We start from the raw sequence: 15,825 nt of genomic DNA on the forward strand, positions 1-15,825 counted from the left end.
ACAAAAATAGAGGTCAATTGCGCATATCTATAGGATTTATGATATAATGAAATGTAAAACTTTATTAGGAAAACAAGCAGATGTTTAGTTTTAAGAAAAAAGAAAAAATAGAAATACCGTTACAAATACCAAGGCATATCGGTATCATTATGGACGGGAATGGTCGTTGGGCTAAAAAGCGCATGCAGCCACGTGTTTTTGGACATAAGTCCGGTATGGAAACATTGCAAAATGTTACGATTGCAGCCAAGGAATTGGGTGTTCAGGTGTTAACAGTTTATGCGTTTTCTACAGAAAATTGGTCTCGTCCTCAAAAAGAAGTCAGTTTTATCATGAATTTGCCTGTTGAATTTTATGATCGTTATGTGCCTGAGTTGCATCGAAATAATGTCAAAATTCAAATGATTGGAGATACAGAACGTTTGCCTAAGGCAACTTATGAGGTGCTTTGTAAGGCGGAAGAATTGACGCGGCTCAATACAGGCTTAATCCTCAATTTTGCCCTGAATTATGGCGGTCGGGCTGAAATTGTTCAGGCTGTTAAAATGATTGCTCAAGATGTGTTAGATGCTAAATTCAGTCCGGGCGAGATTAATGAAGAAATGATTGCCAACTACTTACAAACCAGCAATCTACCTCGCTTGTTGCGTGATCCGGATTTGATTATTCGGACAAGTGGTGAAGTGCGTTTAAGTAATTTTTTGCCTTGGCAAAGTGCATACAGCGAGCTGTATTTTACAGATATTTTATGGCCGGATTTTGATAAAAAAGCATTGAAAGCAGCTATTGAGGAATATAGTAAACGAAATCGTCGATTTGGCGGTGTGTAGGAGAATTTATGGATAAAGATTTACAAAGACGTGTGATTTTTGGAGGCATAGCACTTGCTATCTTCATTCCGATTTTGATGATGGGAGGGCCTCTTCTGCAAATTGGTATGGGACTTTTAGCTATGCTAGGTGTTCATGAATTGCTACAAATGAAAGGACTTAGGACAACCACTTTAGAGGGTATTTTAGCCATGTTGGCTGCTTTTGTGCTGACTATTCCACTCGAAAATTATTTGAAATTTTTGCCGGTAGATGGAAACGTGGTGGCTTATAGTTTAGTTGTTTTTATATTGTTGGGCTCAACTGTTTTAGGGAAACATTACAGTTTTGAAGATGCCGCTTATCCGATTGCTGCTAGTTTTTATGTAGGGATTGGTTTCAATGCCTTGCTAGATGCGCGTATAGCTGGTTTTGATAAAGTACTACTGGCTCTGTTTATTGTCTGGGCAACTGATAGCGGAGCTTATTTGGTCGGGCGAAGATATGGTGTGCGTCGTTTAGCTCCTCATGTTTCTCCAAATAAAACCGTAGAAGGTAGTCTGGGTGGGATTGTTTCAGCAGTCCTAGTGACATTCATTTTTATGTTGTTTGATAAAAATGTTGCTGCACCTCATCACCTCCCCATCATGCTTCTTTTTGCTGTATTCTTTAGTATTGCTGGTCAATTTGGAGATTTGGTAGAAAGTGCGATTAAACGCCATTTTGGAGTAAAAGATTCAGGTAAATTTATCCCAGGTCATGGTGGTGTTTTGGATCGTTTTGACAGTATGTTGTTCGTCTTTCCCTTGATGCATTTCTTTGGATTATTCTAATGAGAAAGCCGAAAAGAATTTCCAGAAATGGAAATTTTCTTTTGCGAGATGTATAATGTAAGCAAAACTTAAGCAAAATGGAGTATCCTTGTTTTGCTATAAAATAAAATGAAGGAAAATCATTACTATGAGAACGTAGAAAGGTTGGTGTAATGCAGTCAGGTATTATAGGAATTATCACCTTTATCATTATTTTTGGAATTATTGTTGTCGTTCATGAATTTGGACATTTCTATTTTGCGAAAAAATCAGGCATTTTGGTACGCGAGTTTTCCATTGGAATGGGTCCAAAAATTTTTGCTCATATTGGCAAAGATGGAACAGCATATACTATTCGGATGTTACCGCTAGGTGGCTATGTTCGTATGGCAGGCTGGGGTGATGACGCAACAGAGATTAAGACGGGAACACCTGCTAGTTTGACTTTAAATGAAGCAGGCAAGGTTATCCGAATCAATCTTTCGGGCAAGAAAATCGACCAGACGGCTTTGCCCATGAATGTGACAGGCTTTGATTTAGAAGATAAGCTTGAAATCACTGGTTTGGTACTAGATGAGCAAAAAACGTATGCGGTTGACCATGACGCAACAATCGTAGAAGAAGACGATACAGAAGTGAGGATTGCACCACTTGATGTCCAATATCAAAATGCCAGCCTTGGCGGTCGCCTCATTACCAACTTTGCGGGACCAATGAACAACTTCATTTTGGGGATTGTAGCATTTTTGCTGTTGATTTTTATGCAGGGGGGCGTTGCAGACCAGCATACAAATCATGTTCGTGTCTTACAGGGGGGCGCCTTAGCTCAGGCTGGTGTAAAAAACAATGACCAAATTTTAAAAGTTGGTCAAGCAGAAATCAAGAATTGGTCGGATTTGACCCAAGCTGTTCAGTCTGAGACGAAAAACAGTAAAGGGCAGTCAGAACTAAATGTGACTGTTAAAAGCGGAAATAAAGTTCAAGAGCTGACAGTTAAGCCTAAAAAAGAGCAAGGTAGATATTTATTAGGAGTGATGCCGGGCTTGAAATCGGATTTTCCGTCTATGATTGCGGGCGGATTTAGCATGGCTTGGAACGCTAGTTTCCGCATCTTTGATGCTTTAAAAAATTTAATTTTCCATCCAGACATCAATAAACTGGGCGGTCCTGTGGCGATTTACAAAGCCAGCAGTGAAGCAGCTAAAGGTGGAATTGAAAGTGTTATCGCTTTATTAGCTATGCTCTCTCTGAATATCGGCATTTTTAATCTCATTCCTATCCCGGCGCTTGACGGTGGAAAAATTGTGCTCAATCTGCTTGAAGCCATTCGTCGTAAACCATTAAAGCAGGAAACAGAAACCTATGTCACGTTGGCAGGTGTCGCTGTTATGGTACTCCTAATGATTGCGGTGACCTGGAATGATATTATGAGAACCTTCTTTTAAAAGGTGAATTCTAAATAATAAATAAAAGGAAGAATTTATGAAACAAAGTAAAATGTTAATCCCAACACTGCGGGAAATGCCTAGTGATGCGCAAGTCATTAGTCATGCCTTGATGTTGCGGGCTGGTTATGTCCGTCAAATATCAGCAGGTGTTTATTCTTATTTGCCCTTAGCAAATCGTGTGATTGAAAAAGCAAAAAAAATCATGCGGGAAGAATTTGAGAAAATTGGTGCAGTCGAAATGCTGGCTCCAGCACTTCTTAGTGCCGATCTTTGGCGTGAATCTGGTCGTTATGAAACTTACGGTGAAGATCTCTATAAATTAAAAAATCGTGAAGGTTCAGATTTTATCTTGGGGCCAACTCACGAAGAAACATTCACCGCAATTGTACGGGATTCTGTCAAGTCTTATAAACAGCTCCCGCTCAATCTATATCAAATCCAAGCTAAATATCGTGATGAAAAACGTCCTAGGAATGGTCTTTTGCGGACACGTGAATTTATCATGAAAGATGGTTATAGCTTCCATGCCAATTACGATAGCCTAGACGTGACTTATGATGAATACAAGACGGCTTATGAAAATATTTTTACTCGTAGTGAGATTGAATTTAAAGGTATTATCGGTGACGGTGGTGCCATGGGTGGAAAGGATAGTCAAGAATTTATGGCCATTACACCTGAACGGACAGACCTCAGCCGTTGGGTTGTCTTGGACAAGTCAGTCGCTAGCTTTGATGAAATTCCAGCTGATGTGCAAGAAGCCATTAAAGCTGAATTGACAAGTTGGTTGGTGTCTGGTGAAGATACTGTTGTGTATTCAAGCGAGTCAAGCTATGCTGCAAATTTGGAAATGGCAACAAATGAATACAAACCAAGCAATCGTGTCGTGGCAGAAGAGGAATTGACTCGTATAGAGACCCCGGATTGCAAGTCAATTGATGAAGTCGCTGCTTTTCTTCATGTTGATGAAAGCCAAACAATTAAAACGTTGGTTTATATTGCTGATGAGAAACCGATTATAGCGCTTCTTGTTGGGAATGATCAACTGAATGAAGTCAAGCTGAAAAATTATCTAGGTGCTGATTTTTTTGAACCAGCAAGTGAAGAAGAAGTTCGTGAATTATTTGGAGCCAACTTTGGTTCTCTTGGACCTGTTCATCTTCCAGAAGATGTTCAAATTATCGCTGATCGCAAAGTAGAGGACGTTCGAAATGCGGTGGTTGGTGCCAATGAAGACGGTTATCATTTGACCGGTGTTAATCCGGACCGCGATTTCACAGCAGAATATGTGGATATTCGCGAGGTGCGTGAAGGAGAAATTTCACCAGATGGACAGGGTATCTTGAAATTTGCACGTGGCATTGAAATTGGACATATTTTTAAATTAGGAACTCGTTATTCAGAAAGTATGAATGCGACTGTTTTAGATGAAAATGGTCGTGCAGTTCCTGTTGTAATGGGCTGCTATGGTATTGGTGTCAGCCGTCTCTTATCAGCTGTTATGGAGCAACACGCACGTCTCTTCGTCAATAAAACACCAAAAGGAGACTATCGCTATGCTTGGGGAATCAATTTCCCGAAAGAATTAGCACCATTTGATGTGCATCTAATCCCTGTAAATGTCAAAGATGAAGAAGCTCTTGCTTTGACAGAACAACTAGAGGCAGAACTAGTCAAGGCTGGTTATGAAGTCTTAACAGATGACCGCAATGAGCGCGCTGGTGTGAAATTCAGCGATAGTGACTTGATTGGGCTACCAATCCGTGTGACTATCGGGAAAAAAGCTGCAGATGGAATCGTTGAAGTTAAAATCAAAGCAACTGGTGATACGATTGAAGTCAATGGAGAAAATCTTCTTGAAACTCTTGAAATTTTAGTGAAGAAAAATGATTAAATAGGTCTGAAACAAGAACTAAATTATAATTTAAAAAATAGGCACAATCTTAATTTGACTTATAGTCCTAAAGAGATTGTTTCTATTTTTATTTTTTGAATGAACACTTTGTTTCAATTTATTAAAAAAACTGTTGTGGGATAAAGATGGACTGTTAAGAAAATTCTTATTTTACTTTATTTCATTTTCTCCTATTTAGGTATAAAAGATAACCTTTTAGGGCATTTCCTGGTAAAATCGTTGAAATTTTTTATACTAAAAAGGTAGAAAAAGGAGTTAAAATGAAAAACATAAAAAATATTCTTCAAATGAGCTTGCTGATCGTTCTAACACAGATTACCTTGGTATTGTTGACGACACCTTTATCCAAATCGTTAACCTTTCAGCAGTCCAGTTTTGTATTTTTGTTCATTTTGTTTTTTTGTGGACTACTTTATTTTCGTTATTTTTCCAGAGAATTAACTAATTTTAAATCAGAGATATTGGTTGCTCGTTACTGGCCCTTACTACGTTTTTCCTATCTTATGATGGTATTTATCAATGCGATAGGAGCTTATCTGATGATTGTAGAAGGTTTGGCAGAAGTCTCAGAAAGTCAGAAATTGTTTATGAGTCTTTTCATTCACTCCTCTCTTTTTTTACTAGGTGTTGATGTAGTTGCGCTCGTTCCTGAAGTGCGATCCTATGTTGTTCGCTTTCTATTTTTAAAAGGTCAAGCACGAGCGAGTTTTATTATAGGAAGTTTGATATTTATCGTTTTACGAAATCCAGCTGATTTGGTATGCTTTATCATTTATACAGGTTTGGGGTTATTGCTTTCTTTTGTTATTCCAAAGTCAAGTCTTCGTTTAGAATTCTCTGTTTTTAGTCATTTAGTGCGTAATAGTGTTTCTCTTATTTTCTTGCTGATTTTTTGGTAAATCTTTTTGTAGAAATCTCACTTCTATGATAAAATGAGGGCATTATAGATTGGATAAGAAAGATGATGAAAGAAAAAGAAGAACAACACTTAGAATGGTTGCAGCAGCATCAAACAACAGAACCACATTTGGGCTTAGAAAGAGTGAGGCGGCTTTTAGCATTGCGGGGGAATCCGCATTTGCAAGTATCGGTCATTCATGTTGCCGGTACCAATGGAAAAGGATCAACAATTGCGCATTTACGTCAGCTTTTGCAAGCAAAGAAGCTACGTGTTGGAACGTTTACATCACCTTATCTGATGTCTTATAATGAACAAATTGCCATCAATGGAGTGTCTATTTCTGACCAAGATTTTCATTCTTTATTGCAAACCTATCAGGGCTTATTAAAAAAACAGGCAGATGATACGATTTTACAGGAAATAACAGAGTTTGAAATTATCACAGTTTTGGCTTATGAGTATTTCCTTCAGCAACAGGTAGATGTAGTTATCATGGAAGTAGGGCTAGGTGGTTTATTGGACAGCACCAATGTATGTCAACCGGATTTAACAGCTATTACGACAATTGGACTTGATCACACGGCAATTTTAGGAACAAGCTTAGCAGACATTGCAGAGCAGAAAGCCGGTATTATCAAAGAGGGTGTGCCGTTGGTGACAGGAAAGATTGCTTCCGAACCACTGGCAGTTATTCACAATAAGGCTCAACAACTTCAGTCTCCTCATGTTTGTTACGGGCAAGACTATCAGGTGGAGCCTGTGCAAAGTTCGGCAGAGGTAGAAGAATTCTTGTTTTCAAACGCATGTAGGCTGAAAGAAGGCTATCAAAGTGCTCTTTTTGGTGTTCATCAAGTTGAGAATGCGGGATTGGCGCTTGAATTGTGCGATCACTATTGCTACTTGAAAGGTTTGCCGTTGTTAAGGCAAGATGAGATAAGACGGGCATTGAAACAAACGTATTGGCCTGCTCGTTTGGAAAAAATTTCAGCTGCACCTTTGATTTTTCTAGATGGTGCACACAATCCTCATGCAATGAAAGCACTGATTGCTTCTATAGAAAGCCATTTTCCAGATTATCAAAAAAAGGTTTTATTTTCTTGTATTCAGACAAAAGATGTACAAGAAATGATTGCTTTGTTAAAAGAGGTTCCACAAGTACAATTATTACTAACTTCATTTGCTGATGCACGAAGTTTTTCAAAAGAAGAGATGCAAGGTTTGGCAAAGAATGAAAAGCTTGCCTTTGTTAATTGGGAGCATTATTTAACACAGTATCAAAGAGATGAACACGAAGAGAAAGAGCTGTTGCTTATCACAGGCTCTCTTTACTTCCTTGCAGAAGTCAGAAAATATCTACTGAATGATAGATAAAAAATAAGGGAATTATATACCTGTTTGCACAACTACAAAGTATAGTTGTTAAATTTACAAAAATCTTATTTTAAGATACTATATATTGTGATTAGGGTAAAGTGCTATATAGTTCCCAAAAATAATTTTCTAACTAATTAAAATATGATAGAATAAAAGAGCAATTCATTTGCACAGAGTAAGTGGTCTGCGTTAAGTGTGTATGGATGGGATGTTGCCATACAACGAAACTTTTGTGCGGTAGGCCATTGCATCCGCTGTCGATCAGACGGCTCCCGAATAGAAAAGGAGCGAACTATGAAAAAGAATTCGCCTAAGTTGTCGGTGCAACTTTTGGTTGCCCTTGCTATGATTGTGGCTCTCTGCTTTGTGTTGGAGAAGTTCTCAGTCTTTGTTATTCCTAATTTATGGAAGCTAAGCCCTGCCTTTATTAGCTATACCCTTATGGGAACGATTGCTGGTCCATTATTGTCTAGTCTGGTTTCTGCTATTTACGATGTAGCCTCTTTCTTTTTTGTAAATCAAGGACATCCATTTATTATCTGGTTTACATTGATTGAAGCGCTGCAAGGTATGCTCTATGGTTATTTCTTTTATGGAAAAGAATTGAAAGTAGAGCGCAAGAAAGACTGGTTGTGGGTTACATTAGCCACATTAGCTATTATGGGAGTGGGAACATTTACATTGATACCACTAGTTCTACATTTGCAATATAAGGTACCATTTTTTGCTCTATATGCAGCTCGGGCTTGGTCAGTTTTTGAAATTCCTTTACGAGTATTTGTGACGATGCTCATTGTTCCGCAGCTGCAACGGATTCCTGAGTTTCGTAAGTTGATGGGCTTAAATAATAAGTAAAAATGATGAATAAACATCCAAAAGAGACCGAACATGACGTTCAGTCTCTTTACTTCTAATAGCAAAAATACATTGAGACAGTAAAGTTTGAAGCTGGGAAAAAAGTTCCTAGCTTCAAACTTTAATAACGTGTAATCAAATCAACAGTTGAGCGATCCAACTTCTTAACCAGAGCTTGTAAGAAAGCTTGAGCTTGGAGGAAGTCGTCCATTGCATAGAGCGTTTGATGAGAATGAATATAGCGTGCACAGACACCGATAGTAGTTGAAGGTACGCCGCCATTTTTCAGATGTGCTGCACCTGCATCAGTACCGCCTTTGCCACAGTAGTATTGATATTTGATACCTGCCTCTTCTGCGGTTGTCAAAAGGAAGTCTTTCATATTTGGTAGCATGAGATGTCCTGGATCGAAGAAACGAATTAAGGTTCCTTCTCCGATGGCACCTTGATCGCCATAAATGTCACCAGCTGGAGAACAGTCCACCGCAAGGAAAACTTCTGGGTCAAATTTAGTCGTTGAAACATGAGCACCACGTAAGCCAACTTCTTCTTGGACGTTTGCCCCAACATAGAGTTCGTTGTCAAGTTTTTGTCCAGAAAGTGCCTGAACCAGTTCACTTACCATGAGGACGCCGTAACGATTATCCCAAGCTTTAGAAATGACATTTTTGCCGTTGACTGTGAGGATAGCGGAACTGTCTGGCACAATCGTGTCACCGGGACGAATCCCGTAGCTTTCAGCTTCCGCTTTATCAGCAAACCCACCGTCAAAAACGATGTCTTCAATCCTTGGTAGACTTGGTCCACCTGTTCCACGTGTCAAATGCGGTGGAATGGAGCCTGAAATAACAGGAATTTCGTTTCCTGTATGAGTAAATAATTTAAAGCGTTGGCTGCTGACAACCAGTGGATTCCAACCTCCGATTTGAACGACTCGGAAAGTTCCGTCTGCTCTGATTTCACTCACCATGAAGCCAACTTCGTCCATGTGTGCAGCAACGAGTATACGTGGTGCATCAATAGCTTCTGAATGTTTCACTCCGAAGATGCCTCCTAGGCCGTCTGTTACGACTTCGTCCACATGAGGGGTGATTTTTTCACGCAAATAATCACGGACAGGCGCTTCGTTCCCTGAAATAGCAGAGATTTCTGTCACTTCTTTAATTTTTGAAAATAATTCTGACATCATTAACCTTCTTTCTGCTCTTATTTTATCATTTTCTATCATAGTTGGGTAGCGTTCAAAGATAAAAAACAATAGTATTTCGATTTGTCCCAATTTATCTTTTGTGTTAAAATATTGTCATGAAAGCTAAAAAGATTCTATTAACAACGGCTGCACTTGCGGGAGTAGGGATTGCAGCTTATGCTATTAAAAAAACGTTGGATGAACGAAAAGAAGCTGAGCAGCGTGAGCAATTAGTTGCTGACATTCGGAAAAGGTTGTCTAAATTAGGATCAATTGCTACACTGTATGTGCAATTATACAAGTCAGATGAACACCAATTGGTTGGTGGTGTGGTGTACGAAGATGATCGGCACTTTACATTTGTGTATGAAAATGGCGAATTGAGCTATGAGGAAGAGCAATGATGATTCCAGCAACTATCGAAGAATTAGCAACATTAGTAAATCGTGAAGGAAAAACTGTTTTCCTTTTCACAGCTGACTGGTGCGGAGATTGTCGTTTTCTAAAACCATTGCTGCCTGAAATCGAAGCAGAAAATCCCGATTTTACCTTTGTTGAGGTTAATCGTGATGACTATATGGAAGTTGCCAAAAAATGGAATATCTATGGCATTCCTAGCCTGGTAGTCTTAGAAAATGGGCAAGAAATTGGTCGTTTTGTTAATCGAGAGCGAAAAACGAAGATGCAAATCAATGAATTTTTAGCACAGTTAGTATGAATTGTATATAGTGGAGGAACAATGATTTTTACATATAATAAAGAGCATGTTGGCGATGTGTTGATGGTGATTGTTGCAGACAGTCAAGATGCTAAGTTATCTGCTGAACGCAAAGGTGATGTGGCGCGTGTCTATCGCCAAGATACTGGAGAAACGGTTGCTTGGAATATTTTTGGGGTTTCCAATCTTTTTAATATCACTGATCGCGGACAAGTTTTCCTGACCGATGAAGAAATTTCAATTCTTAACCAAGAATTGAGTCAAGCAGGTTTTGAGCCAGAATTAGTCAATGACCTTACTCCAAAATTTGTAGTGGGTGAAATTGTTGAAATGGAAGCACATCCGGATAGTGACCATCTCAATATTTGTCAAGTAAGAGTCGCAGCAGAAAAAGTAATTCAAATCGTAGCAGGAGCGCCTAATGCTAAAGTGGGTCTGAAGACGATTGTGGCATTACCTGGTGCTATGATGCCAAAAGGAAACTTGATTTTTCCTGGTGAACTGCGTGGAGTAGCGAGTTTTGGTATGATGTGCAGTCCTCGTGAGTTGCAACTGCCAAATGCCCCACAAAAGCGCGGAATTATTGAATTAGCAAGCTCAGAAGTAGTAGGAACAGCTTTTGATCCAATCAAACATTGGCAAGAATAAGTACAAATTAATCGTGAATTTTCACGATTTTTTCTTTTTTCTTACGAATAAATAGTTAGGAGGAAAAGAAAATGTATAATAAAGTAATTTTAATTGGTCGCTTGGTTAATACACCAGAGTTAAATAAAACAGCTAATGATAAATCTGTGGCGCGTGCAACGCTTGCTGTTAATCGCCGATATAAAGGACAAAATGGCGAGCGAGAAGCGGATTTTGTAAACGTCATTGTTTGGGGCAAATTAGCCGAAACCTTAGCAAGTTATGCAACAAAAGGAAGCTTAATTTCTCTTGATGGAGAACTTCGTACTCGCCGTTATGAGAAAGACGGTGTGACACATTATGTAACAGAAGTGCTTTGCAACGGCTTCCAGTTATTAGAAAGTCGTGCCCAACGAGCTCTTCGTGAGAATAATACAGGTGCAGACTTGGCAGATTTGGTTCTAGAAGAAGAATTGCCGTTTTAAATAAAAATAAGGTAGGCTGGACAACATCCAGTCTACCTTATTTCTAGTTAGAGTAAAAACTGTTAACATTTTGTGCTTTCAACAACGTACGAAAAATATGCACAATATAGAAACCAACAATCTGAAAAGATGTTGCATTTAGTTTCAACTTGAGTCTAAAAACAAGAAAGTGAGAGGGATTTTTCAAGTTTTTCACACTTCTTTTTCTTGTCGAAGTTTTGTTTTTTTGTATAAATATAATATAATAAACCTAGCTAAAACAGAGTTTTCTGTTTAAGATTGCTGTTGATAAGGAGAAAGAATGAGAGCAGGTAAAGGAAAAAAGCAATATCGCAATTGTCGTAAATATCTATTATTTTCTCTATTAGTTTTTGTTTTGACGGGCTTAGTTTTTCTCTATGTAAAGGGAATTTCATCAGATAGTAAACAGGTCAAGATAGGAGCAACCTATATGACGATGAATAATGATTTTTATAAAACTTTAAATGCGGAGATTGAGAAAAAAACGAATCAACAGGGCAATCGGCTTTATGTGCGAGACCCAGAACTAGACGAAGACAAGCAAAGCCAGCAGATTGATTATTTTGTTCAAGAAAAAGTGAATGTCATTGTCATTAACCCTGTTAAATGCGATAGTTCAAAAATTATTGCATCTTTGAGGAAAGCTAAAAAAGTAGGTATTAAAATTATTGTTGTAGATGCACCGATTAGTAAGGAAGCCAAGGTTGATACAACTATTGTATCTGATAATTATCAAGCAGGCGTGTTAATCGCAAATGATATGATGAAACGATTATCAAGTGCGAAGATTTTACTGTTGGAACATCGTAATGCAGTGTCTGCGATGGACCGAATTCAAGGATTTTTAGACACGATTAAAGGACATCCTGCTTATCAGGTGGTCTCTGAGCGAGAGACATTGGGGCAAACAGAAGAAAGTATGCCTCAAGTAAAAAAAGCCCTGAATGAAGGGATGCAATTTAATGTGGTCATGTCTTTAAATGATCGTGCAGCTATCGGAGCTCTTGCGGCTATAAAAGATCAAGGTGTGACAGACAAGATTGCAATCTATGGCGTAGATGGCTCACCTGATATTAAAAATTTCTTGGCAAATACCAATGATATTCAAGGGACGGTTGCTCAGTCTCCGATTCAAATGGGCAGAAAGGTGACAGAAATGATTGAGCGCATGATGAAACATCAAGCTTACAAAGAGGAATATCTCATTCCTGTTCATTTAGTAAATAAAGAGAATATCGCTCAATATACAATTACAGGGTGGCAATAATGAGACAAAATAGAAGTATCTTTTATAGCAAAATTGCTTTGATGGTCATCAATTTTATTGCCATTGTTTATAATGCCTCTATTTATCTTTTTGCAACAAATTATGTAGTGGTAAAAGGATATGCTCATTCACTGTTAGGACGTTTAGATGCTATACCAGGATCGCCGAGTTTTAGCTTTTGGATGTCTATTGCTTTTTATGCTTGCTTATTGTTGGTTTTTTATTACCGTGAGAAGCATCCAAATCAGCTATCCGTTTATGATAAAGTAACTATTATTGAGATTTTGCTGATGTTAGTTATCTTTTCTGTCTTGCATTCTTCTTATAATGGTCTGATTCTCTTAGTTTTTGCAGATATTTTTTATGGTTCCAAAGAATTTAACACCTCAAAAGATCGGAAATACTGGTTTTCCTTTATCATTTTGAGTTTTACCATGTTGCTCTTATCCAACTATGATTTAATGTCGCTTTTTGTCAAATTGCCTTCGTTAGATACTTATATTCGCTTTTGTCCAGAATCGATTCGCATGGCTCTCCTTTTTGGAAAGAATTTTCTCTTTTCACTGAATCTAGTTGTCTTTATGATTTCTCTACTATTCTATATTTTATCTGCGATGACCGAAAAACATCATATTGAAGAAGAGCTACGCATGGCCGCACAAGCCAATCGCGAGTTGAATAGTTATTTAGCCTTATCTGAAAAAATCGCAGAAGACCGTGAAAGAAAGCGAATCGCTAGAGAAATTCATGATACGCTAGGGCATGCTTTGACAGGGATTTCTGCGGGGATTGATGCAGTTAAAGTATTGGTGGATATTGACAAAAATCGTGCTAAGGAACAGTTAGAAAATGTTTCTGTGGTTGTACGGGATGGTATCCGTGATGTGCGAGGTTCACTCAATAAAATGCGACCTGGTGCTTTAGAAAATAATAGCTTAAAGGAAGCGTTGTTCAAAATTATTCGAGAATATGAAGCCATTTCTAATTTGGAAATTCATTTTCGCTATGAATGGGCCACAATTGATTTGGATATTGCAAAAGAAGATATTGTCTTTCGGGTGATTCAAGAGTCCATTACCAATTCGGTACGGCATGGGCATGCCAAAACGGTTTGGATTGAGTTATTAGAAGAAGAGAATTATATCATGACTATACAAGATGATGGAGTTGGTTTTGACGAGCTTCACTATGGTTATGGTCTAAAGCAAATGCAGGAACGCCTAGCGATTATTGGCGGTAGTGTCCATTTTGAAAATCGTAATGGCTTTTATACCTATATTAAAATTCCGAAAATAGGAGGAAAGAATGATTAAAGTTTTAATTGCAGATGATCAGGCCTTGATTCGTGAGTCTTTACAGATTGTTTTATCGGCACATCCAGATATTGAAGTAGTGGGAATAGTCGGAGATGGCAAAGAAGTGCTTGACAAACTGCATCATGTACACCCTGATGTGATTTTAATGGACATTCGAATGCCTGTTATGGACGGTGTTCTCTGTACAAAGGCAGTTAAAGAACACTATCCAGATATCAAAATTATTATTCTAACAACTTTTGATGACGATGATTTCATTTTTTCTGCTTTAAAATATGGTGCTTCTGGTTATATCTTAAAAGGAGTCTCTACTGAAGAATTGTATCAAGCTATTCAAACGGTTTACAAAGGCGGAGCTATGATTAATCCGAACATTGCTAGCAAAGTGTTTAAAATCTTTTCACAAATGGCGCAGTCGAATTTTGCCATTTCTGTTGCGGAAGAAAATGTAGAAGATATGAGTCAGACTGAGTGGAAGATTATCCAACAAATTGGTTTTGGAGTTTCAAACAAGGAAATTGCAGCGAAGTTGTTCTTGTCTGAAGGGACTATACGGAATTATTTATCTGGCATCTTATCAAAGCTAAACTTACGTGACCGCACGCAATTAGCTATATGGGCTGTACAGACAGGTGTTACCCAGCGTGATTTTAATAAGGACAATGACAAATGAAGTGGCAATTTCGATATATGGTAATTTTAATCTCAAGCCTTCTTCTAGTGGCTCTGGGCTTTGTTTTATGGACATCTACTCAGAAGAAAATTTTGCGAATCGGAGTTTATGCTGGTAGTAGCTGGGATGTCCCAAATAGCCGTGAAAATAGAATATTAGACAATATTATTCGACAATTTGAAAAGTCACATCCACAAGTTAGAGTGGTCTATGAGAGTGGTATTCCTAAGAAAGATTACGACGGCTGGCTAGCTGAAAAAATTTTAAAAGGGGAACAGCCAGATGTGTTTATGGTGCCTGAAAATGATTTTTCGATGTTAGCGGCTTCCGGGGCTTTCAAATCCTTAGACTCTTTACTTAGCAAAGATGAAGTTGCCGCTTACTATCCAGTTGCTTATCAAGCCGGACAATATCAGGGGCACAGCTATGCTTTGCCGATTGAAAGCAATCCTGTCATGATGTGTGTCAATAAGGATTTACTGGAAAAGGAAGGAGTTTCGATTCCCGATTCTAATTGGACTTTAGAAGACTTGTATGCGATTTGTCAAAAAGTCACAAAGGACACAAACGGGGACGGTCTGATTGACCAGTATGGTATTACGGATTATACCTGGAAGCAGGCCTTAGTAGCTTATAATGGTCATCTGAGAAATCAAAGTGGTGTCAATGTTGATAGCGCAGAAATGCATCAAGCGTTGTCCTTTATCAGCAAATTAACTTCATTGAATCAACGGTACAAGGTAACGTCAAATGATTTTGATGAAGGTAAGGTAGCCTTTTATCCTATGAGTTTGGCGCAATATCGGACTTATAAACCTTATCCTTATCATGTAGCAAAGTATTCTAGATTTTCTTGGACTTGTATTCCCATGCCAGCTGCTAAAGCAGGCATTCCTGCAACACAAGTGAAAACGTCCCTTTTTGCCATGTCTTCAAAGACAAAACAAGATAAATTAGCTTGGGAATTTATGAAATTATTGTGTCAAAATCAAAAAACTCAACAGAATTTATTTGAAAAGTCGCAAGGAACCTCTGTCTTGCTATCAGTTGTTAAAAGCAGTCAGACGAAAAAGATTTTACAAGCAGATGATTTTGGGCTGAATTCATTGACTTCTCAAAGATTGGATCATATGATGAAACATTCTGTCTTAGATATTAGTCGAGATGTGGATTATCACTCTCTGGAACGCATTGATTACTTACTCGAAAATACTCTCAAGAACAATGAAATCGACAGTCGCTTGCCAAGTATTCAAAGAGAAATGGAAGAAACAGGCAAATAGAAGTTTAACAGTATTAAAAAGAAAATAGCTAAGTGAGTATTGAGCTGCGCCCCAAAAGTTAGATTTTTGAGTCTAACTTTTGGGGCGCAGTTCAGCTCAAAGTTGGCTATTTTTTATTTTTGAAAATCTAGA

The 15,825-nt window shown here is 38.2% G+C and carries 16 protein-coding genes and 1 riboswitch; of the genes, 15 read left to right on the forward strand and 1 reads right to left on the reverse strand.

Annotated features, from left to right (window positions below; genetic code table 11):
• Nucleotides 1-80 precede the first annotated feature (80 nt).
• The 7 genes from H8787_RS01760 to H8787_RS01790 all read left to right on the forward strand — a co-directional run bounded on the left by H8787_RS01760 (nt 81) and on the right by H8787_RS01790 (nt 8,114).
• Entirely contained in the window at nt 81-830 is a 750-nt protein-coding gene (locus H8787_RS01760; RefSeq protein WP_187328101.1) for an isoprenyl transferase, read from the forward strand.
• Between the two features lie 8 nt (nt 831-838).
• On the forward strand, nt 839-1,642 hold the full coding sequence (locus H8787_RS01765; protein ID WP_003070759.1) for a phosphatidate cytidylyltransferase: 804 nt from the start codon (nt 839-841) through the stop codon (nt 1,640-1,642).
• Between the two features lie 152 nt (nt 1,643-1,794).
• Nucleotides 1,795-3,066 carry a M50 family metallopeptidase gene (locus tag H8787_RS01770; RefSeq protein WP_187328102.1) on the forward strand — a complete coding sequence of 424 codons (1,272 nt, stop codon included), beginning with the start codon at nt 1,795-1,797 and terminating at the stop codon, nt 3,064-3,066.
• A 37-nt stretch (nt 3,067-3,103) separates the two neighbouring features.
• On the forward strand, nt 3,104-4,963 hold the full coding sequence (locus H8787_RS01775) for a proline--tRNA ligase (RefSeq protein ID WP_187328103.1): 1,860 nt from the start codon (nt 3,104-3,106) through the stop codon (nt 4,961-4,963).
• A 281-nt stretch (nt 4,964-5,244) separates the two neighbouring features.
• Nucleotides 5,245-5,883: a CPBP family intramembrane glutamic endopeptidase gene (locus tag H8787_RS01780; protein WP_187328104.1), complete on the forward strand. Its 639-nt coding sequence runs from the start codon at nt 5,245-5,247 to the stop codon at nt 5,881-5,883.
• A 65-nt stretch (nt 5,884-5,948) separates the two neighbouring features.
• Nucleotides 5,949-7,256: a bifunctional folylpolyglutamate synthase/dihydrofolate synthase gene (locus H8787_RS01785; protein WP_115263512.1), complete on the forward strand. Its 1,308-nt coding sequence runs from the start codon at nt 5,949-5,951 to the stop codon at nt 7,254-7,256.
• A 172-nt stretch (nt 7,257-7,428) separates the two neighbouring features.
• Nucleotides 7,429-7,518: riboswitch (THF riboswitch) on the forward strand.
• Nucleotides 7,519-7,553: 35 nt separating this feature from the next.
• Complete coding sequence (locus H8787_RS01790) at nt 7,554-8,114, forward strand: folate family ECF transporter S component (protein WP_187328105.1); 561 nt, start codon at nt 7,554-7,556, stop codon at nt 8,112-8,114.
• 121 nt (nt 8,115-8,235) lie between these two features.
• Here the strand turns inward: H8787_RS01790 and pepA are convergent, their stop codons facing one another.
• Nucleotides 8,236-9,300 (reverse strand): glutamyl aminopeptidase, encoded by a 1,065-nt coding sequence (gene pepA / locus H8787_RS01795; protein ID WP_187328360.1) that lies wholly within the window; start codon nt 9,298-9,300, stop codon nt 8,236-8,238.
• 119 nt (nt 9,301-9,419) lie between these two features.
• Here pepA and H8787_RS01800 point away from each other — a divergent pair, with 119 nt between their 5' ends.
• The 8 genes from H8787_RS01800 (at nt 9,420) to H8787_RS01835 (ending at nt 15,693) form a co-directional block, all read left to right on the forward strand.
• Nucleotides 9,420-9,707, forward strand: coding sequence for a DUF4651 domain-containing protein (locus H8787_RS01800; RefSeq protein ID WP_187328106.1), 288 nt, complete (start codon nt 9,420-9,422; stop codon nt 9,705-9,707).
• A complete protein-coding gene (locus tag H8787_RS01805) occupies nt 9,704-10,021 on the forward strand; it encodes a thioredoxin family protein (protein ID WP_003070744.1) in 318 nt (105 codons plus the stop codon). The genes H8787_RS01800 and H8787_RS01805 overlap by 4 nt, the downstream gene beginning before the upstream one ends.
• A 21-nt stretch (nt 10,022-10,042) precedes the next feature.
• Nucleotides 10,043-10,669: a YtpR family tRNA-binding protein gene (ytpR, locus tag H8787_RS01810; protein WP_003070743.1), complete on the forward strand. Its 627-nt coding sequence runs from the start codon at nt 10,043-10,045 to the stop codon at nt 10,667-10,669.
• 71 nt (nt 10,670-10,740) lie between these two features.
• Nucleotides 10,741-11,133 (forward strand): single-stranded DNA-binding protein, encoded by a 393-nt coding sequence (locus H8787_RS01815; RefSeq protein ID WP_187328107.1) that lies wholly within the window; start codon nt 10,741-10,743, stop codon nt 11,131-11,133.
• A gap of 301 nt (nt 11,134-11,434) precedes the next feature.
• Nucleotides 11,435-12,421, forward strand: a complete 987-nt coding sequence (locus H8787_RS01820) for a sugar ABC transporter substrate-binding protein (RefSeq protein ID WP_187328108.1) — start codon at nt 11,435-11,437, stop codon at nt 12,419-12,421.
• Nucleotides 12,421-13,734 (forward strand): sensor histidine kinase, encoded by a 1,314-nt coding sequence (locus H8787_RS01825; RefSeq protein WP_187328109.1) that lies wholly within the window; start codon nt 12,421-12,423, stop codon nt 13,732-13,734. The genes H8787_RS01820 and H8787_RS01825 overlap by 1 nt, the downstream gene beginning before the upstream one ends.
• Nucleotides 13,727-14,410, forward strand: a complete 684-nt coding sequence (locus tag H8787_RS01830; protein ID WP_003070735.1) for a response regulator transcription factor — start codon at nt 13,727-13,729, stop codon at nt 14,408-14,410. Before H8787_RS01825 ends, H8787_RS01830 begins: the two co-directional genes overlap by 8 nt.
• A complete protein-coding gene (locus H8787_RS01835) occupies nt 14,407-15,693 on the forward strand; it encodes an ABC transporter substrate-binding protein (protein WP_187328110.1) in 1,287 nt (428 codons plus the stop codon). Before H8787_RS01830 ends, H8787_RS01835 begins: the two co-directional genes overlap by 4 nt.
• The last annotated feature ends 132 nt before the right edge of the window (nt 15,694-15,825 follow it).

The organism is Streptococcus sp. NSJ-72 (assembly GCF_014334035.1).
Lineage (GTDB): Bacteria > Bacillota > Bacilli > Lactobacillales > Streptococcaceae > Streptococcus > Streptococcus constellatus.

Bases quoted from the DNA above. Each gene is read 5' to 3' on its own strand.
- H8787_RS01775 (WP_187328103.1), top strand. From the start codon at position 3,104: ATGAAACAAAGTAAAATGTTAATCCCAACACTGCGGGAAATGCCTAGT.
- H8787_RS01820 (WP_187328108.1), top strand. From the start codon at position 11,435: ATGAGAGCAGGTAAAGGAAAAAAGCAATATCGCAATTGTCGTAAATAT.
- H8787_RS01825 (WP_187328109.1), top strand. From the start codon at position 12,421: ATGAGACAAAATAGAAGTATCTTTTATAGCAAAATTGCTTTGATGGTC.
- H8787_RS01830 (WP_003070735.1), top strand. From the start codon at position 13,727: ATGATTAAAGTTTTAATTGCAGATGATCAGGCCTTGATTCGTGAGTCT.
- H8787_RS01760 (WP_187328101.1), top strand. From the start codon at position 81: ATGTTTAGTTTTAAGAAAAAAGAAAAAATAGAAATACCGTTACAAATA.
- H8787_RS01790 (WP_187328105.1), top strand. From the start codon at position 7,554: ATGAAAAAGAATTCGCCTAAGTTGTCGGTGCAACTTTTGGTTGCCCTT.
- ytpR (WP_003070743.1), top strand. From the start codon at position 10,043: ATGATTTTTACATATAATAAAGAGCATGTTGGCGATGTGTTGATGGTG.
- H8787_RS01835 (WP_187328110.1), top strand. From the start codon at position 14,407: ATGAAGTGGCAATTTCGATATATGGTAATTTTAATCTCAAGCCTTCTT.
- pepA (WP_187328360.1), bottom strand. From the start codon at position 9,300: ATGTCAGAATTATTTTCAAAAATTAAAGAAGTGACAGAAATCTCTGCT.
- H8787_RS01780 (WP_187328104.1), top strand. From the start codon at position 5,245: ATGAAAAACATAAAAAATATTCTTCAAATGAGCTTGCTGATCGTTCTA.
- H8787_RS01800 (WP_187328106.1), top strand. From the start codon at position 9,420: ATGAAAGCTAAAAAGATTCTATTAACAACGGCTGCACTTGCGGGAGTA.
- H8787_RS01770 (WP_187328102.1), top strand. From the start codon at position 1,795: ATGCAGTCAGGTATTATAGGAATTATCACCTTTATCATTATTTTTGGA.
- H8787_RS01765 (WP_003070759.1), top strand. From the start codon at position 839: ATGGATAAAGATTTACAAAGACGTGTGATTTTTGGAGGCATAGCACTT.
- H8787_RS01805 (WP_003070744.1), top strand. From the start codon at position 9,704: ATGATGATTCCAGCAACTATCGAAGAATTAGCAACATTAGTAAATCGT.
- H8787_RS01785 (WP_115263512.1), top strand. From the start codon at position 5,949: ATGAAAGAAAAAGAAGAACAACACTTAGAATGGTTGCAGCAGCATCAA.
- H8787_RS01815 (WP_187328107.1), top strand. From the start codon at position 10,741: ATGTATAATAAAGTAATTTTAATTGGTCGCTTGGTTAATACACCAGAG.